The organism is Rahnella victoriana, assembly GCF_021276285.1.
GTDB classification, from domain to species: domain Bacteria; phylum Pseudomonadota; class Gammaproteobacteria; order Enterobacterales; family Enterobacteriaceae; genus Rahnella; species Rahnella victoriana.
Map to the genome: position 1 here is coordinate 201256 of NZ_CP089919.1, position 22511 is coordinate 223766.

Below are 22511 nucleotides of genomic sequence, written 5' to 3' on the forward strand. Positions count from 1 at the left end.
ACTTCTATTTGTCACAAAGTCTGTCATCACCACCCGCAGTCCGTGGAATGGCGAGTAAGTGAACACTTGCGTAAGATTAGCCTGAAATGAAAAAGGGACGCTTAAAAGCGTCCCTCCAAATTCTGTCATCTCTCTGCCCGTGGAAAGACATCATGGCATCACCGGTTGATGCGTTCGGCAATTTCCTTCGACGTCTTCAGCACGCGCACTTCAGTAAATAACTCAGTCGCCTCTTCATACTCTTTACGCAAATAGCTCAGCCACTGTTTAATACGCGCCACGTGATACAAACCGGTATCGCCCTGCTTTTCCAGACGGGTGTATTTCTGTAATAACGTCATCACGTCCGGCCACGGCATACGCGGTTCGTTGTATTTCACCACCCGGCTGAGATTCGGGATATTCAGTGCACCGCGTCCGAGCATCACTGCGTCGCAACCGGTGGTTTGCATACAGGCTTGTCCGCTGGCGTAATCCCAGATTTCGCCGTTGGCGATCACCGGAATGGTCAGCCGCTGGCGGATCTCGCCAATCGCCTGCCAGTTAATGCGCTCGGGTTTATAACCGTCTTCTTTGGTGCGTCCGTGCACCGTCAGTTCGGTGGCACCGGCCTGTTGTACCGCATCGGCAATTTCAACACTGCGCGCAAGGGAATCCCAGCCGAGACGCACTTTGACCGTCACCGGCAAGTGCGCGGGAACAGCGGCGCGCATGGCCTTCGCGCCCTGATAAATCAGTTCCGGATCTTTGAGCAGTGTCGCCCCGCCGCCACTGCCGTTCACCAGCTTTGACGGACAACCACAATTGAGATCGACACCGTAAGATCCCAGTTCCACGGCGCGGGCGGCATTTTCAGCCAGCCACTGCGGATACTGACCGAGCAACTGCACGCGCACCTGAGTGCCGGACGGCGTACGGCTGGCGTGATGTAATTCCGGGCACAGGCGATAAAAGGATTTCGCGGGCAGGAGCTGATCGACCACGCGCAAAAACTCAGTGATGCACAAATCGTAGTCGTTCACTTCAGTGAGAAGTTCACGAACCAGAGGATCAAGCACACCTTCCATCGGAGCCAGTAATACGCGCATCGGGTTTCAACCTTTAAAAATGACGCGCAAGATTACCGCAAGGCCCGCCGCCGGGCAATTATCCCTGAGACAAATCGCCGTTTAATGATGTTTTCGCCCCGCCGTGCAGACGCCTGACCCGCACGGAGCGCCAGGCAATCCACACAGCCAGTAACGCAGGGAGGGCAAACAGCAGGAACATCCAGAATGCCGCGCGGGCTGCGCCGCTGTCGCCCTGATCCACACCGGCAAAGTTAGCCACCGTACCGGCTAATGCCGCGCCGAGTGCCGCCGCAAAAGACTGCACGACGGTGATCGACGCACCGGCTTTTTCGCGATCGTCTTCCGGTGCCTGTTGCAGCACGCGGGTCAGCAGATGCGGCCAGCCGAGACCAATACCGAAACCGGCCAGCGTCAGCCCCAGTACCACGCCGCTGATGTTCAGCCACGCCAGACCAAACGCCACCGGCACGGTGAACAGCAATAAAAGCAGACCGGCGGCCAGGATCAGTGGTCCGAAAATAATCGCGCCATCGGCACGGCGGCCGGTCCAGCCGGAACTCGCCACTTCACTTAATGTCCAGCCCGCGGCAGCGGCAGCCGTGATATATCCGGCCGCCAGCGGCGTCTGACCGTGTAAATGTTGCAGCAGATACGGCACAAACAGCTCGCAGCCAAGTCCGATAATCAGCAGCGTCATCACCAGATACAAACCGTAAAGCGGTGAGGAACGGCGTAATGCGTTGCGCGGCAGCAGCCGGACATCGGCGGTAAATTCGCGGTGACGCAGAATCAAAATCATCACCACCGCGATCACAAATCCGAGCAGGTTAATCAGCCCGGAGGAAGACAGACTGCCCGCCGACACCACCAGCACCGCGCCGGTCAGCAAGGCCAGCTGCAACAGCGGCAGCGGTTCTGCGGGTTGTGTGTCGCGCCGGGATTTCGGCAGGATCCGCCACACCCACAGCCCGAACAACGAGGTGACCGGCAGCAGCAAACCGAATGCCCAGCGCCAGGCGTGCAGTTCCGCGAAAATACCGCCCACCGCAGGGCCGACCAGCGTCGCGATACCCCACATGGCGGAAATCAGCGCCATCGCCCGCGGCCAGAGCGATTCTCTGAACAGCAGATTGATCATCGCGTAGGACAGCGCAAACAGGAATCCCCCGCCCAGCCCCTGCAATGCCCTGCCGAGCAGCAACACCGGCATGTTCGGCGCGGCGGTACAAATCGCGGCACCGGCAATAAAAATACCGGTTGCCATCAGATAACTGCCGCGTGGACCGGCGCTGCGCATCAGCCGTGCTGACAGCGCCGAGCCGAGAATGGAGCAGACGACATACAGCGTGGTGTTCCACGCATACCAGGCCAGCCCGCCGATATCCTGCACCACGGAAGGTAAAATCGTGATCACGATGTAGCTGTTGGTGGCGTAAAGCGCGACGCCCGCACTCAGGGTGATGGCGCTGCCCCGGTTTTCTGCGCTGAATAAATCCGCCCATCCGTTCTGACTTGCCGACATTTCTGTGCATCCCTTTGGTTTATGCTTTCCACACATTGAAGCGCGTAGTGGTTGTGGTATTATTAAAACAAGAAATAACTTGGAATATGTTTTGGGTAATCTAGAACCCGGCGAGGCAATATGTCAAGCAGTGACCTGGAAAATAAAAATGACGTCAGACAAAGTGTGGCAGAACGCCTGCTGACGTTGCTGAAAACCCGTGGGGAATTACAGGCCAGTGATGCCGGTCACCTTTTGGGCACCACCGGCGAGGCGGCACGCCAGCAGTTTGTGAAGCTGGCAAAAGAAGGTCTGGTGGAGGCCAAAGCCGTCTCGCAGGGTGTCGGCCGCCCGGCGCAGTTCTGGCAACTGACCGCCGCAGGCCATGCGCGTTTCCCCGATGCTCACGCCGATCTTACCGTACAACTTTTGCAGCTGATCCGTACCTCGCTGGGCGATTCCGCCCTGGATCAGCTGATCACCTCGCGGGAAAGTCAGACGCTGGAGAATTACCGGCAGGCGATGTCGGGGGCGCAATCACTGGAAGAAAAGCTGCAAAGACTGACAGCCATCCGCACGCGGGAAGGTTATATGGCGGACTGGAAAATGCAGGAAGACGGCAGTTATCTGTTTGTCGAAAATCACTGCCCGATTTGCGCTGCCGCGACAACCTGTCAGGGGTTTTGCCGGGCCGAGCGGGATGTGTTCAGCGAGGTGCTGGAAGCCAGCGTCGAGCGCACCGAGCATATTTTGCAGGGCGCACGCCGTTGTGCCTATGTGATCAGATAAATCAGATCAGGCAGAACGCAGGCGAAAAAAAAACCGCCGGTGAAGGCGGTTTGATAGCAAGTCAGCTGGAACTTATTTGTTGCCGCTGCCCGCATTGCCGGTGCGACGCTGGCCTACGTGTGCAGGACGCGAACGTGCCGGACGGTTCTCAGCTGAACCGCGGTTTTCTGAACCACGGTTTTCAGAGGTACCGCTGCGCTGGCCATTTCCGCCCTGACGCGGAGCGCCTGAACGTGGAGCACCGGAGCGCGGTGCGCCCGGACGCTGGCCCTGACGTGGCGCGCCACGACCGCCGCCGCCGCTGCCCTGACGACCATTAATGATCGGCTCAGCTTTGATACTCGGGTCTGGCTCGTAGCCTTCCAGCGCGATGCGCGGAATTTCACGTTTTAGCAGACGTTCGATATCACGCAGCAGTTTGTGTTCATCGACACACACCAGAGAAATCGCTTCACCGGTGGCTTCCGCACGACCGGTACGGCCGATACGGTGAACGTAATCTTCCGGCACGTTTGGCAGTTCATAGTTCACCACGTGCGGCAACTGGTCGATATCCAGACCACGCGCAGCGATGTCGGTCGCCACCAGAACACGGATCGAACCGGCTTTGAAATCGGCCAGTGCGCGGGTACGTGCGCCCTGACTTTTGTTGCCGTGAATAGCGGCGGCAGTGATGCCGTCTTTATTCAGCTGTTCAGCCAGATGGTTTGCGCCATGCTTGGTACGGTTAAACACCAGCACCTGTTTCCAGTCGCCTTCACCGATCATCTGAGACAGCAGTTCTCTCTTACGCTTCTTATCAACAAAGTGAACGCTTTGTTCAATTTGCGCTGACGCGGTGTTGCGACGCGCGACTTCCACGGAAGCCGGGTTGGTCAGCAACTTGCTCGCCAGACCTTTAATCTCATCAGAGAAGGTCGCGGAGAACAGCAGGTTCTGACGTTTGGCAGGCAGTTTCGCCAGCACGCGACGGATGTCATGAATGAAGCCCATGTCCAGCATGCGGTCGGCTTCATCCAGCACCAGAATTTCAACCTGAGATAAATCAACAGCACGCTGATGTTCCAGATCCAGCAAACGGCCAGGCGTTGCGATCAGCACATCCACACCACCGCGCAGTTTCATCATCTGCGGGTTGATGCTCACACCACCAAATACCACCAGCGAACGCAGGGTCAGGTATTTGCTGTAAGCCTGTACGTTTTCACCAATCTGCGCCGCCAGCTCACGGGTTGGGGTCAGGATCAGCGCACGAACCGGGCGACGTCCTTTGAATTGCGCGTTGGTATGGCTGAGCATATTGAGCAGCGGCAGGGTAAAACCAGCGGTTTTACCGGTACCGGTCTGCGCACTCGCCATCAGGTCACGACCTTCCAGCACGACAGGAATAGCCTGACGCTGAATAGGCGTAGGTTCGCGATAGCCCTGTTCTTCAACAGCACGCAAAATTTCGGCACTTAAGCCGAGGGAATCAAATGACATATAAGGAAAAGCTCCAGTCCACTCTAACCCGAACGGGGTTCGGTGCAGTTTCAAGAGTGGATGATCAGACGAGGCAAATGAGGCATTACCACGAGGATTCGGCACAAACTGCAGTGCGCCAGTTGTGGGGATAGTAGCACAGAACGCCGCCCCGCGTGAAGTTATCTGCCTTTCGCCTGTAACTGAAGGTGAAAACGGTAATCTCTGCTTGCGATTTCGGGCGGCATAATCTGCCGTCATAATCCGAAACTTTGATACAGGATAATCAATTATAAACCTGATGAATGGGTTCCCACTTTTTGCGTCCCACTTCACAGATTTGATTGCTATGCTTCGGTTCTCACACTCCTCTGTCCATAAGGCTACCTCGCTGCAACATGGAAACCTGGAAAGTAAATTTAATCTCCGTCTGGCTGGGCTGTTTTTTTACCGGCATGGCGATGAGTCAGATCCTGCCTTTTCTACCGCTCTACATCGAACAGCTTGGTGTGACGTCGCATGAATCCCTGAGTTTGTGGTCAGGGCTGGTGTTCAGCGGCACGTTTCTGGTTTCCGCTATTGTTGCGCCGCTGTGGGGGAGTCTTGCGGACCGTAAGGGTCGTAAACTGATGTTGCTGCGTGCCGCACTGGGCATGGCCATTGTCATGATGTTGCAGGGATTCGCCACCAATGTCTGGCAGCTTTTTATCCTGCGTACGCTGATGGGGCTGACCTCCGGTTACATTCCGAATGCCATGGCGCTGGTCGCCTCGCAGGTGCCGCGTGATAAAAGCGGCTGGGCGCTCGGTACGCTGTCTACCGGTCAGGTGTCGGGCGTGATTATCGGCCCGCTGCTCGGCGGTTTTATGGCTGACCACCTCGGCCTGCGCACGGTGTTTTTCGTCACCAGCGGCATGTTGTTTATCAGCTTCCTGATCACCTTATTCCTGATCAAAGAGCGCGTGGTGCCGGTGACCAAAGCCAACCGGCTGAGCGGTAAAGCGGTATTCACTACGCTGCCTTATCCGTGGCTGATTGTCAGTCTGTTCGTCACCACCATGATGATTCAGCTGGCGAATGGTTCTATCAGCCCGATCCTGACACTGTTTATCCGTGAACTGTCATCGGACACCAGCAATATTGCCTTTATCAGCGGGGTGATCGCCGCCGTGCCGGGGGTTTCCGCGCTGATGGCTGCGCCCAAACTCGGCAAACTCGGCGACCGCATTGGCGCGCATCGTATTCTTATCGCCGCGCTGGTGTTTTGCTTCATTCTGTTCTGTCTGATGGCGCTGATTAATACGCCGACCCAGCTGGGTATCCTGCGCTTCATGCTCGGTTTCGGCGATGGTGCGCTGATGCCTGCGGTTCAGGCATTGCTGGTGAAATACAGCAGCGATCAGGTCACCGGCCGGATATTCGGGTACAACCAGTCATTTATGTATCTCGGAAATGTGGTCGGGCCGCTGATTGGCTCCAGTGCCTCCGCCCTGCTTGGCTTCAGATGGGTGTTTATCGTCACGGCGGTGCTGGTGTTATTTAACACCGTTCAGGTGTGGTGGAGTTTCCGGCGGGTGCCGACGGGGAGAGTGCGGGTTTGATGTGCTCCTCCCCCTGCGAAGGGGGAGGACGGGAGGGGGTTTTAAGGGCTGACACCCTTATCCCTGTACACTTCAGCATTCATTTTTTGACCTTAATACCCCACCCCAACCCTCCCCTTCGCAGGGGAGGGAGCTAATAAACCTCACCAGCCGGCATAAAAAAAGGGGCACTTCTCAGTGCCCCTCTCTCATATTTGCAATCAAAAACCCTTAACGGCGGTTGCCGAAAATCCGCAGCAACATCAGGAACAGGTTGATGAAATCGAGATACAACGTCAGTGCGCCGACAATGGAGTATTTACGGAAGTTATCGCGATCATCTGCGGACAACTGCGCACCCATATTTTTCAGCTTCTGCGTGTCGTACGCGGTCAGGCCGACGAAGATCAGCACACCGGCATAGGAAATGATGTTCGCAAGGCCGGAGCTTTTCAGCCACATGTTCACCAGTGACGCCAGCACCAGGCCGATCAGCGCCATGAACAGCATGCTGCCGATACCGGTCAGATCCCGCTTGGTCACGTAACCGTAAACACTCATCGCACCGAACATCCCGGCGGCAACGATGAAAGTCCCGAAGATGGAATCACCGGTGTAGACCAGGAAAATACTGGAAAGCGTCAGGCCGGTCAGTGCGGAATACAGCATAAACAGACCGGTAGCGACGGTGCCGCTCAGTCGGTTCACCATGCCGGAAATCACGAACACCAGCGCCAGTTGCGCGATGATCAAACCGAAGAAAGTAATCTGGCTGGAGAAAACAAAGCTCATGATTTTTTCAGAGCCGGAAGCGTACCAGGCCACAAATGCGGTCAGCAGCAGACCACAGAACATCCAGCCATACACTTGCGCCATGTACGCCTGAATGCCGGTGTTCGCGCGTTCAACAATTGAACCGTTACTGCGTGGATATCGATCCATGATGATTACCCTTTTGCATGGAGGATGAAAAATGAGGCCGGAATGGCCTCCCGATTTTTAAAGCGTATCACAGATAGAGAGAAAAGCATGGGAGGTCTGCGTGCGGTTGAGCCGCTATTTACCAGCGCGCAGCGGCCTGTTTGTCGCTGTCGCGGGCATCAACCCAGCGGTCACCCTCTTCCGTGGCTTCCCGTTTCCAGAACGGTGCGCGGGTTTTCAGATGATCCATAATGAATTCATTGGCGTCGAATGCCATGCCACGGTGCGCACTGGTCACGCCGACAAACACGATTTCATCCCCCGGATACATCGGCCCGACGCGGTGATACACCGAGACACGTTGCAGCGGCCAGCGGGCGCGCGCTTCGGCAACAATTTCTGCCAGCGCTTTTTCGGTCATGCCCGGATAATGTTCCAGCGTTAACGCGCTGACGTGACTGCCCAGATTGTGATTGCGCACTTTACCGGTAAAAGTCACCACCGCGCCGTCGGCGTCAGATTGCGCCAGCCAGTTGTACTCGTCACCGACGCTGAACGGCGCGGCATCGACAATAATTTTCGTCTGATCCATCTCAGCCTCCGGTAACCGGCGGGAAGAACGCCACTTCATCACCCGCCGTCAGCGGATGCGCCATTGTGGTCAGCGTCTGGTTAACCGCCACCAGCAATTTGCCGGATTCCAGCGCCAGCGCCCAGCGGTCGCCGCGTGTGATCAGCGAGTTGCGTAATGCTTCCACCGTCGGGAATTCAGACGGCAGTTGCAGGCTGGCGGTGCCGGTCAGTTCACGCACCTGAGCGAAGAATAAAATGTCGATCATACTTTCACCTTACTTTCGGCTTTGGCTTCTGCGTTAAAGTCTCCGGATTTACCGCCGGTTTTTTCCAGCAGACGGATCGGGCCGATCACCATGTCTTTCTGTACCGCTTTGCACATGTCATAGATGGTCAGCGCCGCGACGGAAGCCGCGGTCAGGGCTTCCATTTCCACGCCGGTTTTACCGCTCAGGCGACAACGTGATTCGATGCGCACGCGGTTATGCTCCGGCTGGGCTTCAAGTTTCACTTCTACTTTTGTCAGCAGCAACGGATGACACAGCGGGATCAGATCCCAGGTCTTTTTCGCCGCCTGAATACCGGCGATACGCGCCGTGGCGAACACATCACCTTTATGGTGATTGCCGTTGATGATCATCGCCAACGTGTCAGCGGCCATTTCTACAAAGGCTTCGGCACGGGCTTCGCGGACGGTTTCCGCTTTGCCGGAAACATCCACCATGTGGGCGTCACCGGACGCATTAATGTGTGTCAGTTCAGACATACTTATTTCTTCAAATGAGGAGTGAAATTGCACGGCCCCTGACGGGCGTCGAGCTGCGCTTCAATGATGTTTTCCCAGGCGGTCTGGCAGGCACGGGTGGAACCGGGCATGGCGAAAATCACCGTCTGGTTGGCAATACCGCCGATGGCACGCGACTGGATAGTCGAGGTGCCGATATCTTCGAACGACACCATGCGGAACAACTCGCCGAAGCCTTCGATTTCGCGGTCAAACAGGGGCTTCAGTGCCTCCGGCGTATTGTTACCGGCATTAAAACCGGTACCGCCGTTGATCAAAATCGCCTGAATTTTTTCATCGGCAATCCACGCGGAAACCACGGCGCGGATGCTGTAAATGTTCTCTTTAACGATTTGCTGCGCGACAACGTGATGACCGCCGTCCGTCACCGCCTCTTTCAGGTAATGCCCGGAGGTGTCTTCCGCGTCGGTGCGGCGGTCGGAAACCGTCATGATCGCGACAGATAAAGGCAAAAACTCTTTACTGGCTTTGCTCATCAGTTTGCTCCTTAAACGATAGATCCCGGACTCAGCCGCCGATAAACGACAGGTTCTGAGTGATACCGGTATTGCCTTCATGCAGGAAGTGAGTTTGTTTTTTACGGCTGAGGCCGCCCTGAATGCGGTCCATCAGGTCTTCCTGCTGCATGTCGTCGGCTAATAAATCGCGCAGAGGAATGCCCTGCTCGCCGAAAAGACACAAATGCAGATTGCCGATGGCAGACACGCGCAGACGGTTACAGCTGGCGCAGAAGTCTTTTTCGTACGGCATGATCAGACCGATTTCCCCGAGGTAATCCGGATGGCTGAAGACCTGCGCCGGGCCATCGCTGCGGGAGCGAATCTGCAACTGCCAGCCCTGACGCACCAGTTGCTCGCGCAGCACTTCGCCGGATACATGGTGTTTACGGAACAGGTCGCCGCCGTCGCCGGTTTCCATCAGTTCGATGAAACGCAACTGGATCGGACGGGTTTTGATCCAGTCAAGGAAGGTGTTCAGGCTGGCGTGATTCACATCACGCATCAGCACGGTGTTGACTTTCACCTTGCTGAAACCGGCGTCAAAAGCGGCGTCGATACCGGCCATGACCTCATGGAATTTATTCTGCCCGGTGATGGCATGAAACTGGCGGGCATCCAGACTGTCCACGCTGACGTTGATGTTGGTCAGCCCGGCATCGCGCCATTGGGCAATATCACGCGCCATACGGTAGCCGTTGGTGGTCACGGCCAGGGTTTTGATGGAAGGATTTTCGCGCACAGCGGCAATGATTTCGCAGAAGTCGCGACGCAGCGACGGTTCGCCACCGGTCAGGCGCACTTTTTCCGTCCCTAAGTTAGCGAACGCGCGGCTGACCCGACGGATTTCATCGAGCGAGAGAAAACTTTTATTGCTGTGTCCGTGCGGCTTATAGCCATCCGGCAGACAATAGGTGCAACGAAAATTGCACACATCAGTGATCGACAGCCGCAAGTAATAAAACTTGCGGGCAAAAGCATCAGTTAGTTGAAGCACCTTAACACCTTTCCAAATACGGGAGATGCGGGCATTTCTGCCGTGCACCCTGGTGACTTTCGTCACGGCCAGGGCTCCATATTGTTTCTGTGGGAACATCGTCAGAAAGGCAACTTAGGAACCAGGGCTAGGAGTTGATTCATCCCGTCCATAGCGGAGCGATGATGAATACGGGGGTAACGGCCTGTATTCTAACGCCGCAAAGTCCGGATCGCCAAGATGGTTTTTCGTTATGCATTTTGATATATAACGATTTTTCGCGACAAAAGGCTGCATTTTCAATGCGAAAACCGCTTGTTTTTGAATGCGCTGAGAATGCTGCGAAGTGATAACATCTTGTTGCAAAATTAGGTAAAATCCGCCGCAAGAAACCCGTCCCCTCCCCCGATTCAGAAGGTAATTATGCGTAACCGAACATTGGCAGATCTCGACCGGGTGGTGGCATTAGGCGGAGGCCACGGGCTGGGCCGTGTGATGTCCTCCCTTTCCGCACTGGGTCCGCGTCTGACCGGCATTGTGACCACCACCGATAATGGCGGATCCACCGGCCGCATCCGCCGCTCGGTCGGCGGCATCGCCTGGGGCGACATGCGTAACTGCCTCAATCAGCTGATTACCGAGCCAAGTCTGGCGTCCGCCATGTTTGAATACCGTTTCAGCGGTCAGGGCGAACTGGACGGCCATAATCTCGGCAACCTGATGCTGCGCGCGCTGGATCATCTGACCGTGCGCCCGCTTGAGGCGATCAATCTGGTACGCAGCCTGCTGAAAGTGGATGCCGAGCTGATCCCGATGTCAGAACAACCGGTCGATCTGGCGGCGATTGATGCGCATGGTGAGCGCGTTCACGGCGAGGTGAATGTCGACAAGCTGACGCAAATCCCGCGCGAACTGCTGCTGGAACCGCAGGTGCCCGCCACCCGCGAGGCGCTACAGGCGATCGCCGAGGCCAATCTGATCCTGATTGGTCCGGGAAGTTTCTTTACCAGCCTGATGCCATTGCTGCTGATGAGCGATCTGACCAGCGCCCTGCGCCGCAGCCGCGCGCACATCGTGTATATCGGAAATCTGGGGAAAGAACTGAGCGTCGCCGCCGCCTCGCTGACGCTGGACGATAAGCTGGATATGATCGAGAAACGTATTGGCCGCCGTGCCGATGCCGCGATTGTCGGGCCGAAAGTGAAAATCGGTAAAAGTGCCGGTGAGCATTTGATTATTCAAAGCCCGCTGGAAGCCAGCGACATTCCCTACCGTCATGACCGCGATATGTTGCGGATGGCGGTGGAAGAAGCGCTGCAAAAAATGCACTGATGTCTGACGAACAGAAACACGAAAGGCCGCGCAATGCGGCCTTTTTTACGCAGACGAAACGGGGATTATTGCCAGTCTGCCAGAATGTCAGCGGTGGTTTTCACCGTCACCGGATTGCCCGGCACCGACAGCTCACGCCACACTTCGTTATGTTGCCCGATCAGTTGCTGCGCCGTGGCGTGTGTGCGGTCGCCGGTGGTATGCGCGTCTGACGCGACCGTCACGGCATAGCCTTTGCTGGCGGCCACTTTGATGGTGGTATCGACACAATAATCCGTTGCACAGCCACAAATCGTAAAACGGCTGGCGTTGAGTTCCTGCAAGACAGTTTCAAGCGTGGTGCGATAGAAAGCATCGCAGGCGGTTTTGGTGACAGAAATGGCTCCTTCCGGCTGATGTAACTCAGGTATCACCTGCCAGAATTCACTGCCTTCGGTCATCTCCCCTTCAGCATGCTGAATGAAAATCACGCGCCCTGCCCGGTCGATCAGCTGGTTAATGCGCTCACTCCGCCCGCTGCGGTCATAACGCGGGGCAGCCAACACCCCGTTTTGCATATCCACCACAATAAGAACCTGTTGCTCTGCCACGATCCTTCCCCTTTAAGAAAACAATCTGAATTACTTCTTCACCAGCGGATGGTTATTCCACGGGCTGTCAGCCGCCGGTTTGGCCGTGCTGACTTTTGGCTTTTGCGGTGCCTGCGCCGACAACGGCGTGCGGCGCTTGCTGCGGGTCATATCCGGGCGCAGATGGCCTTCGATGAAATCCAGATACAGCGTTTCGACTTCCTTGCGCGCCCACGGCGTACGACGCAGGAATTTCAGGCTGGATTTCACGCTCGGGTCGCTTTTAAAGCAGTTGATATTGACCTGCGACGCCAGCGCGGGCCAGCCAAAGTTATCCACCAGCGTTGTCAGCAGTTTTTCCAGCGTGACGCCGTGCAGCGGGTCTTTCGCTGCGCCAGGATGTTGTGGTGTATCTGTCATTGGCTCGCTCTTCGTTAAAATGTCTGGGTCATGATTTTTAAGCCGCGCAGTCTACCACCCTTCCCGTTATGAAATCGCAATAAACTGCTCGCGCAAGGCATGCAACTCGTCGCGGGTGTTGGCCGCTTCTTCGAACTCCAGATTCTGCGCGTGCGCATACATCTTGCTTTCCAGCTCTTTGATGCGCTGCTCCAGTGCTTTCGGCGTAAGCGATTTGAAGGTCTGCGCCGCTTCGGCATCGCGTTTGTCTTTGTTCTTTTTGGTCTTCGGCTGACCAAGTTGCAGGATGTCGGAAATCTTCTTGTTCAGCCCCATCGGCGTGATGCCGTTTTCGAGGTTATAGGCTTCCTGTTTGGCGCGACGACGCTCGGTTTCTTCGATGGCGCGGGCCATCGAATTGGTAATTTTATCGCCGTACAGAATCGCTTTACCGTTGAGGTTACGCGCCGCACGGCCAATGGTCTGGATCAGCGACCGTTCTGAACGCAGGAAGCCTTCTTTGTCGGCATCGAGGATCGCCACCAGCGACACTTCCGGCATATCCAGCCCTTCACGCAGCAAGTTGATGCCGACCAGCACGTCGAATTCGCCGAGACGCAAATCGCGGATGATCTCCACACGCTCGACGGTATCGATGTCAGAGTGCAGGTAACGCACCTTCTCGCCGTGTTCTTCCAGATACTCGGTCAAATCCTCGGCCATGCGTTTGGTCAGCGTGGTGACCAGCACACGCTCGTTAATTGCCACGCGTTTGCGGATTTCAGACAGCAGATCATCGACCTGTGTACTCACCGGCCGGACTTCGATCAGCGGATCCAGCAGACCGGTCGGACGCACCACCTGATCAACCACATCGTCACCGGATTTCTCCAGCTCGTATTTCCCCGGCGTGGCCGAGACGTAAATACTTTGCGGTGCCAGCGCTTCGAATTCCTCAAAGCGCATCGGACGGTTATCCAGCGCCGAAGGCAGACGGAATCCGTATTCCACCAGCGTTTCTTTCCGCGAGCGGTCGCCTTTGTACATGCCGCCGATTTGCGGAATGGTCACGTGTGATTCGTCGACAATCAGCAGGCCGTCGGCAGGCAGATAATCAAACAGGGTCGGTGGCGGCTCGCCCGGCCCACGGCCGGACAGATAGCGCGAGTAGTTTTCGATACCGGAGCAATACCCCAGCTCGTTCATCATCTCGAGATCAAACTGCGTACGCTGGCTGATGCGCTGCTCTTCCAGCAGTTTATTATTCGCCAGCAGCACCTTGCGGCGGTCGGCCAGTTCAACTTTGATCTCTTCCATCGCCTGCACAATACGTTCGCGTGGCGTGACGTAGTGCGTTTTCGGGTAGATGGTGAAACGCGGCACTTCATGCTGTACCTGACCGGTCAGCGGATCAAACAGTGACAGGCGTTCGACTTCCTGATCGAATAACTCGATGCGCAGCGCCAGATCGTCGGATTCGGCCGGGAAGACGTCAATGACTTCGCCACGCACGCGGAAGGTACTGCGCTGAAACGCCTGATCGTTACGGGCATATTGCAGCTCTGCCAGACGGCGCAGGATGGAACGCTGATCAATAATCATCCCTTTGGTCAGGTGCAGCATCATTTTCAGATACAGGTCCGGATCGCCCAGACCGTAGATGGCAGAAACCGATGCCACCACGATGACATCGCGGCGTTCCAGCAGGGCTTTAGTGGCAGAAAGACGCATCTGTTCGATATGTTCGTTCACAGACGCATCTTTTTCGATAAAGGTATCTGAGCTCGGGACATATGCCTCGGGCTGATAATAATCGTAGTAAGAGACAAAATACTCGACGGCGTTTTCCGGGAAGAACTCTTTCATCTCGCCGTATAGCTGTGCCGCCAGCGTTTTATTTGGCGCAAGAACCATCGTCGGACGGTTGAGGTCTGCAATGACATTCGCCACCGTAAAGGTCTTGCCTGACCCGGTTACCCCCAGCAGTGTCTGGTGCGCCAGTCCGTTCTCCAGCCCTTCTTCCAGACGGCGTATCGCCTCAGGCTGATCACCTGATGGTTTAAATTCGGAATGCAGTTTGAACTCTTTACTCATGACGGGCTACCTGACTGAAGTGGGAACGTATAAGGCCGTGCGCGCTGAATGTGTGAACAGTTTGCGGAAAAACAGTATGAAAGACTTCGCGATTTTTGCCAGCCTTGATTTAACGCCGACTATAATACTGTATATAAAACCAGCTTCCAATGAATAAAAACGGCGGCGCATTTAACCGGTTGCTGCAACTGCACTTTTTTAGTGTGAATAAGAATAGGCATTCTCACCATCAGCGCCCATTTTTGCCCGGATTTTTCCTTTCACTCACTTTCTGACCACAGCTTGACGAAGTTTGACACAACGATGACGAACGAATTACCCCTGTATTGCTTTTAACTAACTCATTGATTAAAAACAACATCATCAAAAAGCTGCGAATACGGGCAAACTGAGCGCAACCCGCATGCTGACTCGTCTGTAGCAACTTTTCTTACTCTCATGCACAAGGTTATCCACAGGAATAGTGGATAAGTCTCAGCACGCCCCGCGCTGCGGGAGTTGGTAAAAAAGCGCATTTTGCTTCTTCCGGGGCTGAGAGGGCTTTTTTAGTTATTTTTTATCTTTTTTATCTCCTTATTTATGCCTATTTTGCCTAGATTTCCGGGCTGATGTTTCTTGCAAAACCCAAAAGTGCATCTCAGCAGGATTTTTCAGCTTCCTGAATGCCCAAACCTTGCACCAAAATCAGCGAGTCCGGCACTGCCGAAGTGCAGTTTTGTTTTTACCTGGATTTCCGTGAATCACAAAATCCTGACAATACTCATGAATAATCCTAAATCATCCCTGCGCCGCCTCTTAACAGCTCTGTAACCTCGTTTTTTATCACTGTCTGGTAAAACTTGGCCTGAGAGTTGCAAATTCACTCTTTGAAGAGATTTGGTGAAGGATTCCCCTGTAGATCGCGCGTACAGCGGAACATAAATGTCAGAAACATGACAGTGGCCGTCAAAATGTTGTCCGGTGAAAAGCTCCATGAGGGAGGTATGCCTGATGTTAAGTGTAAAATCCGTTAATCAGTACTATGGGCAAAAACATATTCTGTGGGATATCAATCTCGAACTGTATCGCGGTCAGTGTACGTGCCTGATCGGCCGTAACGGCGTGGGAAAAACCACGCTGGTTAACTGCATCATGGGGCATCTGCCGGTGAAAAGCGGCGCGATCTCCTGGCAGTCACGGGATGAAGAGCCGCAAAGCCTGCTGAACCTGCCGGTGGAAAGTCGTGCGCAAATTGGCATTGGCTATGTGCCACAAGGGCGGCAGATCTTTTCGCAGATGAGTGTGGATGAAAACCTGCAAATCGCCATGATGGCCAGCCGGAATAAAACCCGTCGCGTGCCGGAAGAGGTGTATGACCTGTTTCCGACATTAAAGGAGATGGGGGCGCGTAAAGCGGGGGAACTGGATGAAAGCCAGCAGCAGCAACTGGCGATCAGCCGGGCGCTGGTTCAGGAGCCGGAACTGCTGATTCTGGATGAACCGACCGAGCACACCAGCGCGTCGATGGCGGCGAACATGGGCAATATCATTCACCGCCTGAACCGGGATCTCGGCCTGACCTTATTGCTGGTGGGTCATAAATTGCCGTTTATCCGCAGCGTCGCCGACCGGTTTTGTCTGGTCGATGGAGGACGCAACATCGCGCAGGGCACGCTGGCACAGCTCGACGACACGTTAGTCAAAAATTATCTGACCGTCTGACGTCTCACGCAGTGAGGCGTTCGAGATCCAGATACTGACCGAGATTAACGTCCGTTCCGGCGTTCAGGTACGGGATCTCGCCCAGCAGTGGCGCGGGCAGCATGCGCGTGAGCGTCGCCATGTATGCCTGATGATGCTTCCCCGTTTCCTGCACGTCGTTGGCGATCCAGCCTGCTAACGTCAGCCCGCTATTTGCGATGGCCTGCGCCGTCAGCACCGCGTGGTTGATACAACCGAGGCGCATCCCGACCACCAGCACCACCGGTAACTGCTCGGCGATAACCCAGTCGGCAAAGGTGTAATCTGCCGTCAGCGGCGTATACCAGCCCCCGGCGCCTTCCACCACCACCCAGTCCGCCAGCGGTTCCAGATGGCGTAATCCGGCGGATAACACCTGCGGGTCGATGGGCCGTTTTTCCAGTTCGCTGACGATATGCGGCGAGGTGGGTTCGATAAAGGTGCACGGGTTCACTTCGTCATAACGCAGTCCCACCGTGCTGTAAGCCTGCAAGGCCAGCGCATCGCTGTTGCGCGGCCCTTCGCCGGTCATTTCACTGCCGGAAGCCACCGGTTTATAGCCTGCTGTTTTGTGTCCGGCACGGGCGGCGGCCTGCAAAAATGCGGTAGTCGCCACAGTTTTCCCGACTTCGGTATCGGTGCCGGTAATAAAGTATTTTTGTTTCATGAAAAGCCTGGTGTTGGTTGGCTCCCTCCCCTGCGAAGGGGAGGGTTGGGGTGGGGTATTAATGGCAATTCTGACTTTCAAGTTGCCTGCAAAACCCCCTCCCAACCTCCCCCTTCGCAGGGGGAGGAGTAAATCATCGGGGGATCAGTTCTTCGACCTGCAAAATGCCGTAGACCAGCCGGTAGTTGAGCGGCAGGATGCCGTCGCGGCGGACGTAGTGTTTTTCCAGCAATTGCAGACGTTCCCTGCCTCCCAGACCGCCGAGGCGGCCATTTTTAATGTGCGTCGCGCCGATGCCTTTCAGAGAGCGCATCAGGGACATCACATCGGGGAATTCAGCGACGTGATCGCTGAACGTCACTTCATGGCGATACGGCGCGCAGGCTTCGGCGATTTTGTCCGGCGTCAGGAACTGATTCACATGACGACGGCCATCGACTTTCATCCATGCAGCCGCCAGTTCATTAAGCGAACCCTCGGCCAGCGTGGAAAACAGCACCAGCCCGCCGTTGCGGGTGACGCGGTGCATCTCTTCCAGCGCGCGCGGCAGTGCGTTGCACCACTGCACGGCCAGATTGCTGAAACAAATATCGACAGAATTGTCGGCGAACGGCAAACGTTCGATGTCGCCCGGCACGTATTCATCGGCGGAATCCAGCTCGCGGGCACGGTTTAACATGCCTTCCGAGAGATCCAAGGCGATGACATTTTTGCCCTGCGCCCGCCAGTGACGGCTGAAATATCCGGTGCCGCAGCCCGCATCGACCACGATTTTTCCCGCATCTTGCAGATACGGCGCAGCCAGTGCCAGCAATTCCTCACCCACGTCACGCTGCAATTGTGCGGCGTTTTCATAACTGATGGCGGCGCGACTGAACGCGTCGGCCACCGCTTGTTTGTTCACTAATTCAGTGACTGCACCCATCAAGGGACTCCAGCAAAAAATCGATATCTTCCGGCTCATGCGCCGCCGTCAGGGTAATACGCAGCCGCGCACTGCCCGGAGGCACCGTCGGTGGACGGATGGCGCTGACCCATAATCCGCGTCCGCGCAAGGCGGAGGCCAGATCCAGCGCAGGCTGATTTTCACCGACAATCAGCGGCTGGATCGCCGTTTGCGAACCGGTCAGCGGATAAGGCAAACCGGCGGCACCCGCGCGAAAACGGGCAATATTGGCCGCCAGTTTATCACGCAAGCCGTCATCCTGCCGGATTCGTGCCAGCGCAGCCTGCAAGGCACACACCTGCGCGGCGGGCATCGCCGTGCTGTAAATCAGGTGACGGGCGAACTGCAACAGGTAACCGGCGGTCGCATCATCACACAACACCGCCGCGCCGCTGCAACCGAAAGCTTTACCGAATGTGACCACCAGCAGCTCCGGCCGGATGCCCTGCTGCCAGCAACTGCCGCGCCCTTCTTCACCGGTGACGCCCACACCGTGCGCGTCATCCACCATCAGCCAGCCGCCGTGGGCTGCCGTCAGTTTATGCAGGTCAGCCAGCGGCGCGGTATCGCCATCCATACTGAACACGCCTTCGGTGACCACCAGCGTTTCGCCGCTGACCGGTTTTTCCAGCAGACGTTGCAGGGAATCCGGCTGATTGTGGTGAAAACGCCGCAGTTGCGAAGGCGCATGGGCTGCAGCTTCCAGTAAAGAGGCATGGCTGAGTTTGTCCGCCAGCACGCGGTCTTGCGCCTGCATCAGCGCCGCGAGAATGGCCTGATTGGCGGCAAAACCGGAGATAAACAGCAAAGCTCGCGGATAGCCCTGCCAGTCCGCCAGTTGCTGTTCAAACTGCGCATGTGCTTCGCTGTAGCCGGTGACATGCCCGGAGCCGCCGCTGCCGACGCCGTATTTTTCTGCGCCCTGCTGCCACGCGGCGATCACATCGCGGTCCTGACTCAGACCGAGATAATCGTTACCGGAAAAGTTCAGATAACGCCGGTCGTCCTGCGTCAGAAACCGCGCGCTGCCGCCACGGTTTGGCTGACGCACACGAAAGGCCGCCGCCTGTTTACGCGCCGCGACCGCGTCGTTAATCCGCGTTTGCCAGCTCATCCGTTATACGGCGGCGTTGTAGAACTGGTCGGTATCGGCGTGAACCAGCTGTTCGGCCAGCGCCGCCTGCTGCTGGTTATCGCCCATTTCGGTTTCAAATGACTGCGGGTTCAGCCCCAGTTTGCCGAACAGAATTAAGTCTTTGTCTTCCGCCGGGTTCGGCGTGGTCAGCAGTTTGCAGCCGTAGAAAATCGAGTTGGCACCGGCCATAAAGCACATCGCCTGCGTCTGCTCGCTCATCTGTTCGCGACCCGCGGAAAGGCGCACGTAAGATTGCGGCATCATGATGCGCGCCACGGCAATGGTACGGATAAAATCGAACGGATCGACATCGTCGTTATCGGCCAGCGGCGTGCCTTTGACTTTCACCAGCATGTTGATCGGCACACTTTCCGGCGGAACCGGCAGGTTCGCCAGCTGCATCAGCAAACCGGCGCGGTCTTTGACGGTTTCACCCAACCCGACAATGCCGCCGGAACAGACTTTAATGCCCGCGCCGCGCACTTCCGCCAGCGTATCCAGACGTTCCTGATAGCTGCGGGTGGTGATGATGCTGCCGTAAAATTCCGGCGAGGTGTCGAGGTTATGGTTGTAGAAATCCAGTCCGGCGTGCGCCAGACGCTGCGCCTGCGTGGTGTTCAGCGTGCCGAGTGTCATGCAGGTTTCCATGCCCATTTCCTTCACGCCCTGCACCATCTGCTCCAGATACGGCATGTCACGGTCGTGCGGGTTTTTCCACGCCGCCCCCATGCAGAAACGGGTCGAACCGGCGGCTTTCGCCTGACGGGCGGATTCCAGCACCTGCTCAACCTGCATCAGACGTTCTGATTCCAGCCCGGTTTTGTAGCGGGAACTCTGCGGGCAATATTTACAGTCTTCCGGACAGGCACCGGTTTTGATCGACAGCAGGGTGCTGACCTGAACCTGACGCGGGTCGAAATGCTGACGGTGAATTTGTTGTGCTTCGAACATCAGCTCTAAAAAAGGCTTATCGAACAGGGCCTGAGTTTTTTCCAGCGTCCAGTGGGTGCGGGCAGTCATTGCGACTCCTTTAAAAAGTGTTCAGTTATATTTTTTTCATAATCCGTAAACCATTTTTAATTTGTTTTGGTTTACCGTCAACGTTAAAATTATTTTTTGGTTTACAACTTTCCGCCTGCAGGACTTTCTATGACACCCGCCGACATTGAATTCGATCAGCGCCACATCTGGCATCCGTACACTTCCATGACCAAACCGCTGCCCGCGTATCCGGTGGAGTCGGCCTCCGGCGTGATGCTGCAACTGGCTGACGGACGCCAGCTGGTTGACGGCATGTCGTCGTGGTGGGCGGCGATCCACGGTTACAATCACCCGCAACTGAATCAGGCGGCAGTCGAACAAATCGGCAAAATGTCCCATGTGATGTTTGGCGGGATCACCCATCCTTCCGCCATTGCGCTGTCACGCCGCCTGGTTGACATGACACCCGCCGGTCTGGAATGCGTGTTTCTGGCGGATTCCGGCTCGGTGGCGGTGGAAGTGGCGCTGAAAATGGCGATGCAATACTGGCAGGCGCGCGGCGAAAAGCGCCAGACGCTGCTGACCCTGCGCCACGGCTATCACGGCGACACCTTTGGCGCGATGTCGGTTTGCGACCCGCAAAACTCGATGCACAGTTTGTATCAGGGATATCTGCCGGAGCATCTGTTCGCGGACGCGCCGCAGAGCCGTTTCGACGGTGAATGGAATGAGGCGGATATCGCGCCGTTTGCGCGCCTGCTCGACGAGAATCACCGCAAAATCGCGGCCGTGATTTTAGAGCCGGTGGTACAGGGCGCGGGCGGGATGCGGATTTATCACCCGCTGTATCTTAAAGGCGTGCGCAGGTTATGCGACGAATACGGTGTGCTGCTGATTGCCGATGAAATCGCCACCGGTTTTGGCCGCACCGGCAAGCTGTTTGCCTGCGATCATGCCGGGATTTCGCCGGATATTTTGTGTCTCGGCAAGGCGCTGACCGGCGGCTATATGACCCTTTCCGCCACGCTGACCACGCGCCATGTCGCGGAGGTGATCAGCAACGGCGAGGCCGGATGTTTCATGCATGGTCCGACGTTTATGGGCAATCCGCTGGCCTGTGCAGTCGCCAATGCCAGCCTGCGTTTACTGGCGGAAAACCGCTGGCAGGCGCAGGTGTTCAGTATTGAGCATCAACTGAAAGCGCAGTTACACCCACTGGCGGAGCACCCTGCGGTGGCGGATGTGCGCGTGCTGGGCGCAATCGGCGTGGTGGAGATGCGCCAGCCGGTAGACATGGCGCAGTTGCAGAAACACTTCGTTGCGCAGGGCGTGTGGATCCGCCCGTTCGGCAAACTGATTTACCTGATGCCGCCGTACATCATTTCCCCGCAGGAACTGGCGAAACTGACCGGCGCGATTGCCAGCGCACTGGCGGCACTTTACTGATCAGTTGGCACTGACTAACCGGTGCGACGTGGATAACAGCGCGCTCAGTTTTTCCCGGCTGAGCCGCGCTTCCTCATTAAGAAAATCAATCGCCACTTTCAGCGCAGGCGTCGGATTTTCCGGATATAACAGCGTGTAGGATGCGCCACTCGCCACGCATAACGGGAACGGCGCAATCACCCTTCCCGCCTGCAAATCGTCTTCAATTAACGTCAGATCGCCAATCGCCACACCGTACCCCTGTAAGGCAGAATTGATCGCCAGATCCAGCGTATCGAAATGCTGAGATTTTGCCGACGGCAATCCCTGCCCCCCTTCTTCCCGCAGCCACAGCAACCAGTCGCGACGGTCGCGTGTCGGATGCAGTAAGGTTTTATCGGCCAGATCGGCCACTTCCGTTTTTCCCTTACGGCGCGGCAGGAAATCCGGCGTGCAGACCGGCGTCAGCACTTCATCAAACAGATGATGCGCGCGGCGCTGCGATTCCGGCGGACGGCCAAACACCACGGCGGCATCAAAATGTTCGTTGCTGAAATCCACCCCGTGCGCGATGGACGCCGTCAGTTCAATCTGCATATCCGGCCGGTCGTTTTGCAGCTGGATCACACGCGGCAGCAGCCAGCGCATCGAACACGTCGGGCATTTAATGCGCAGGGTATCAGGATGCGAACCGACGCGTTTCAGGGCTTCGCCCATCAGCGCCAGCGCCTGTTCCACCGGCGGCAGTAACTGCGCACCGCGCGGGGTCAGCGTCAGCCCGCGAGCCTGACGTAAAAACAACGGATAACCGAGCGACACTTCCAGCCCGGTGATCTGCCGGCTGACCGCGCCCTGCGTGATGTGCAGCAGGGTGGCGGCATGCGTCAGATTCAGTGTCTGCGCCACCACCGCAAAGGTTTTCAGCACATTGAGCGAGGGCAGATTCAGCGCGTTCAGGTACGACAGTTCAGGGGAAAGGGTCACAGTTACCTCAGAAAAATGATTACTCAGCCATGATCGGAGATCATAGTGAGTATGACAAATTTTCTATTGTCGGCACAGGGGAACTGT

Annotated in this window: 22 protein-coding genes and 1 riboswitch; of the genes, 5 read left to right on the forward strand and 17 right to left on the reverse strand. The window is 56.4% G+C overall.

Annotated elements, in window-relative coordinates; all coding sequences use genetic code 11:
* Positions 1-158 precede the first annotated feature (158 nt).
* Together dusC and J9880_RS01065 are read right to left on the reverse strand one after the other, a co-directional pair.
* Complete coding sequence (dusC, locus tag J9880_RS01060; RefSeq protein ID WP_232769977.1) at positions 159-1088, reverse strand: tRNA dihydrouridine(16) synthase DusC; 930 nt, start codon at positions 1086-1088, stop codon at positions 159-161.
* Between the two features lie 58 nt (positions 1089-1146).
* On the reverse strand, positions 1147-2592 hold the full coding sequence (locus tag J9880_RS01065; RefSeq protein ID WP_232769978.1) for an MFS transporter: 1446 nt from the start codon (positions 2590-2592) through the stop codon (positions 1147-1149).
* A gap of 120 nt (positions 2593-2712) precedes the next feature.
* Between J9880_RS01065 and J9880_RS01070 the strand changes: the two genes are divergently transcribed.
* Positions 2713-3360, forward strand: coding sequence for a helix-turn-helix transcriptional regulator (locus J9880_RS01070; RefSeq protein ID WP_095921261.1), 648 nt, complete (start codon positions 2713-2715; stop codon positions 3358-3360).
* A gap of 72 nt (positions 3361-3432) precedes the next feature.
* On the opposite strand, the gene rhlE is transcribed toward J9880_RS01070, so the two are convergent.
* Entirely contained in the window at positions 3433-4842 is a 1410-nt protein-coding gene (rhlE, locus tag J9880_RS01075; RefSeq protein WP_232769979.1) for an ATP-dependent RNA helicase RhlE, read from the reverse strand.
* A 377-nt stretch (positions 4843-5219) separates the two neighbouring features.
* Here rhlE and mdtG point away from each other — a divergent pair, with 377 nt between their 5' ends.
* Positions 5220-6422, forward strand: a complete 1203-nt coding sequence (gene mdtG, locus J9880_RS01080) for a multidrug efflux MFS transporter MdtG (protein WP_095921259.1) — start codon at positions 5220-5222, stop codon at positions 6420-6422.
* A 210-nt stretch (positions 6423-6632) separates the two neighbouring features.
* On the opposite strand, the gene J9880_RS01085 is transcribed toward mdtG, so the two are convergent.
* The 6 genes from J9880_RS01085 to moaA all read right to left on the reverse strand — a co-directional run bounded on the left by J9880_RS01085 (position 6633) and on the right by moaA (position 10194).
* The gene (locus J9880_RS01085; RefSeq protein WP_013576373.1) at positions 6633-7343 is read right to left on the reverse strand and encodes a Bax inhibitor-1/YccA family protein; all 711 of its coding nucleotides are present in this window, start codon (positions 7341-7343) and stop codon (positions 6633-6635) included.
* Positions 7344-7461: 118 nt separating this feature from the next.
* Positions 7462-7914 carry a molybdopterin synthase catalytic subunit MoaE gene (gene moaE / locus J9880_RS01090; protein WP_095921258.1) on the reverse strand — a complete coding sequence of 151 codons (453 nt, stop codon included), beginning with the start codon at positions 7912-7914 and terminating at the stop codon, positions 7462-7464.
* A 1-nt stretch (position 7915) separates the two neighbouring features.
* Entirely contained in the window at positions 7916-8161 is a 246-nt protein-coding gene (moaD, locus tag J9880_RS01095) for a molybdopterin synthase sulfur carrier subunit (RefSeq protein ID WP_095921257.1), read from the reverse strand.
* Positions 8158-8661, reverse strand: a complete 504-nt coding sequence (moaC, locus tag J9880_RS01100; protein ID WP_095921256.1) for a cyclic pyranopterin monophosphate synthase MoaC — start codon at positions 8659-8661, stop codon at positions 8158-8160. Before moaC ends, moaD begins: the two co-directional genes overlap by 4 nt.
* A gap of 2 nt (positions 8662-8663) precedes the next feature.
* Positions 8664-9176, reverse strand: a complete 513-nt coding sequence (gene moaB, locus J9880_RS01105; protein WP_095921255.1) for a molybdenum cofactor biosynthesis protein B — start codon at positions 9174-9176, stop codon at positions 8664-8666.
* 31 nt (positions 9177-9207) lie between these two features.
* Positions 9208-10194 carry a GTP 3',8-cyclase MoaA gene (gene moaA, locus J9880_RS01110; RefSeq protein ID WP_095921254.1) on the reverse strand — a complete coding sequence of 329 codons (987 nt, stop codon included), beginning with the start codon at positions 10192-10194 and terminating at the stop codon, positions 9208-9210.
* Positions 10184-10340: riboswitch (molybdenum cofactor riboswitch) on the reverse strand. Its footprint overlaps the gene before it by 11 nt.
* A gap of 256 nt (positions 10341-10596) precedes the next feature.
* Between moaA and J9880_RS01115 the strand changes: the two genes are divergently transcribed.
* Positions 10597-11505: a gluconeogenesis factor YvcK family protein gene (locus J9880_RS01115; RefSeq protein WP_095921253.1), complete on the forward strand. Its 909-nt coding sequence runs from the start codon at positions 10597-10599 to the stop codon at positions 11503-11505.
* Positions 11506-11570: 65 nt separating this feature from the next.
* On the opposite strand, the gene J9880_RS01120 is transcribed toward J9880_RS01115, so the two are convergent.
* The 3 genes from J9880_RS01120 to uvrB all read right to left on the reverse strand — a co-directional run bounded on the left by J9880_RS01120 (position 11571) and on the right by uvrB (position 14567).
* Positions 11571-12062, reverse strand: a complete 492-nt coding sequence (locus J9880_RS01120; protein ID WP_229921011.1) for an isochorismatase family protein — start codon at positions 12060-12062, stop codon at positions 11571-11573.
* A gap of 63 nt (positions 12063-12125) precedes the next feature.
* The gene (locus J9880_RS01125) at positions 12126-12494 is read right to left on the reverse strand and encodes a VF530 family protein (RefSeq protein WP_095921251.1); all 369 of its coding nucleotides are present in this window, start codon (positions 12492-12494) and stop codon (positions 12126-12128) included.
* Positions 12495-12560: 66 nt separating this feature from the next.
* On the reverse strand, positions 12561-14567 hold the full coding sequence (gene uvrB, locus J9880_RS01130) for an excinuclease ABC subunit UvrB (RefSeq protein ID WP_095921250.1): 2007 nt from the start codon (positions 14565-14567) through the stop codon (positions 12561-12563).
* Positions 14568-15557: 990 nt separating this feature from the next.
* Between uvrB and J9880_RS01135 the strand changes: the two genes are divergently transcribed.
* A complete protein-coding gene (locus tag J9880_RS01135; RefSeq protein WP_095921249.1) occupies positions 15558-16268 on the forward strand; it encodes an ABC transporter ATP-binding protein in 711 nt (236 codons plus the stop codon).
* Positions 16269-16272: 4 nt separating this feature from the next.
* On the opposite strand, the gene bioD is transcribed toward J9880_RS01135, so the two are convergent.
* From bioD to bioB, 4 genes are all read right to left on the reverse strand, one after another.
* A complete protein-coding gene (gene bioD, locus J9880_RS01140) occupies positions 16273-16953 on the reverse strand; it encodes a dethiobiotin synthase (RefSeq protein WP_133822670.1) in 681 nt (226 codons plus the stop codon).
* A 133-nt stretch (positions 16954-17086) separates the two neighbouring features.
* Entirely contained in the window at positions 17087-17878 is a 792-nt protein-coding gene (gene bioC, locus J9880_RS01145) for a malonyl-ACP O-methyltransferase BioC (protein ID WP_095921247.1), read from the reverse strand.
* Positions 17862-19013 (reverse strand): 8-amino-7-oxononanoate synthase, encoded by a 1152-nt coding sequence (gene bioF, locus J9880_RS01150; protein ID WP_133822671.1) that lies wholly within the window; start codon positions 19011-19013, stop codon positions 17862-17864. Before bioF ends, bioC begins: the two co-directional genes overlap by 17 nt.
* Before the next feature lie 3 nt (positions 19014-19016).
* On the reverse strand, positions 19017-20054 hold the full coding sequence (gene bioB, locus J9880_RS01155; RefSeq protein WP_013576387.1) for a biotin synthase BioB: 1038 nt from the start codon (positions 20052-20054) through the stop codon (positions 19017-19019).
* Between the two features lie 129 nt (positions 20055-20183).
* Here bioB and bioA point away from each other — a divergent pair, with 129 nt between their 5' ends.
* Complete coding sequence (bioA, locus tag J9880_RS01160) at positions 20184-21461, forward strand: adenosylmethionine--8-amino-7-oxononanoate transaminase (RefSeq protein WP_232769980.1); 1278 nt, start codon at positions 20184-20186, stop codon at positions 21459-21461.
* Here bioA and J9880_RS01165 read toward each other — a convergent pair whose 3' ends face one another.
* Positions 21462-22424 carry a LysR substrate-binding domain-containing protein gene (locus J9880_RS01165; protein WP_232769981.1) on the reverse strand — a complete coding sequence of 321 codons (963 nt, stop codon included), beginning with the start codon at positions 22422-22424 and terminating at the stop codon, positions 21462-21464. It abuts the gene before it with no gap.
* Between the last annotated feature and the right edge of the window lie 87 nt (positions 22425-22511).

What these genes read in the sequence shown, in the direction of transcription:
- moaC (WP_095921256.1), bottom strand. Translation starts at nt 8,661, where the DNA reads ATGTCTGAACTGACACACATTAATGCGTCCGGTGACGCCCACATGGTG.
- bioA (WP_232769980.1), top strand. Translation starts at nt 20,184, where the DNA reads ATGACACCCGCCGACATTGAATTCGATCAGCGCCACATCTGGCATCCG.
- J9880_RS01115 (WP_095921253.1), top strand. Translation starts at nt 10,597, where the DNA reads ATGCGTAACCGAACATTGGCAGATCTCGACCGGGTGGTGGCATTAGGC.
- moaD (WP_095921257.1), bottom strand. Translation starts at nt 8,161, where the DNA reads ATGATCGACATTTTATTCTTCGCTCAGGTGCGTGAACTGACCGGCACC.
- J9880_RS01070 (WP_095921261.1), top strand. Translation starts at nt 2,713, where the DNA reads ATGTCAAGCAGTGACCTGGAAAATAAAAATGACGTCAGACAAAGTGTG.
- dusC (WP_232769977.1), bottom strand. Translation starts at nt 1,088, where the DNA reads ATGCGCGTATTACTGGCTCCGATGGAAGGTGTGCTTGATCCTCTGGTT.
- J9880_RS01120 (WP_229921011.1), bottom strand. Translation starts at nt 12,062, where the DNA reads ATGCAAAACGGGGTGTTGGCTGCCCCGCGTTATGACCGCAGCGGGCGG.
- mdtG (WP_095921259.1), top strand. Translation starts at nt 5,220, where the DNA reads ATGGAAACCTGGAAAGTAAATTTAATCTCCGTCTGGCTGGGCTGTTTT.
- J9880_RS01085 (WP_013576373.1), bottom strand. Translation starts at nt 7,343, where the DNA reads ATGGATCGATATCCACGCAGTAACGGTTCAATTGTTGAACGCGCGAAC.
- moaB (WP_095921255.1), bottom strand. Translation starts at nt 9,176, where the DNA reads ATGAGCAAAGCCAGTAAAGAGTTTTTGCCTTTATCTGTCGCGATCATG.
- uvrB (WP_095921250.1), bottom strand. Translation starts at nt 14,567, where the DNA reads ATGAGTAAAGAGTTCAAACTGCATTCCGAATTTAAACCATCAGGTGAT.
- bioF (WP_133822671.1), bottom strand. Translation starts at nt 19,013, where the DNA reads ATGAGCTGGCAAACGCGGATTAACGACGCGGTCGCGGCGCGTAAACAG.
- J9880_RS01125 (WP_095921251.1), bottom strand. Translation starts at nt 12,494, where the DNA reads ATGACAGATACACCACAACATCCTGGCGCAGCGAAAGACCCGCTGCAC.
- bioC (WP_095921247.1), bottom strand. Translation starts at nt 17,878, where the DNA reads ATGGGTGCAGTCACTGAATTAGTGAACAAACAAGCGGTGGCCGACGCG.
- J9880_RS01065 (WP_232769978.1), bottom strand. Translation starts at nt 2,592, where the DNA reads ATGTCGGCAAGTCAGAACGGATGGGCGGATTTATTCAGCGCAGAAAAC.
- moaE (WP_095921258.1), bottom strand. Translation starts at nt 7,914, where the DNA reads ATGGATCAGACGAAAATTATTGTCGATGCCGCGCCGTTCAGCGTCGGT.
- rhlE (WP_232769979.1), bottom strand. Translation starts at nt 4,842, where the DNA reads ATGTCATTTGATTCCCTCGGCTTAAGTGCCGAAATTTTGCGTGCTGTT.
- bioD (WP_133822670.1), bottom strand. Translation starts at nt 16,953, where the DNA reads ATGAAACAAAAATACTTTATTACCGGCACCGATACCGAAGTCGGGAAA.
- bioB (WP_013576387.1), bottom strand. Translation starts at nt 20,054, where the DNA reads ATGACTGCCCGCACCCACTGGACGCTGGAAAAAACTCAGGCCCTGTTC.
- J9880_RS01135 (WP_095921249.1), top strand. Translation starts at nt 15,558, where the DNA reads ATGTTAAGTGTAAAATCCGTTAATCAGTACTATGGGCAAAAACATATT.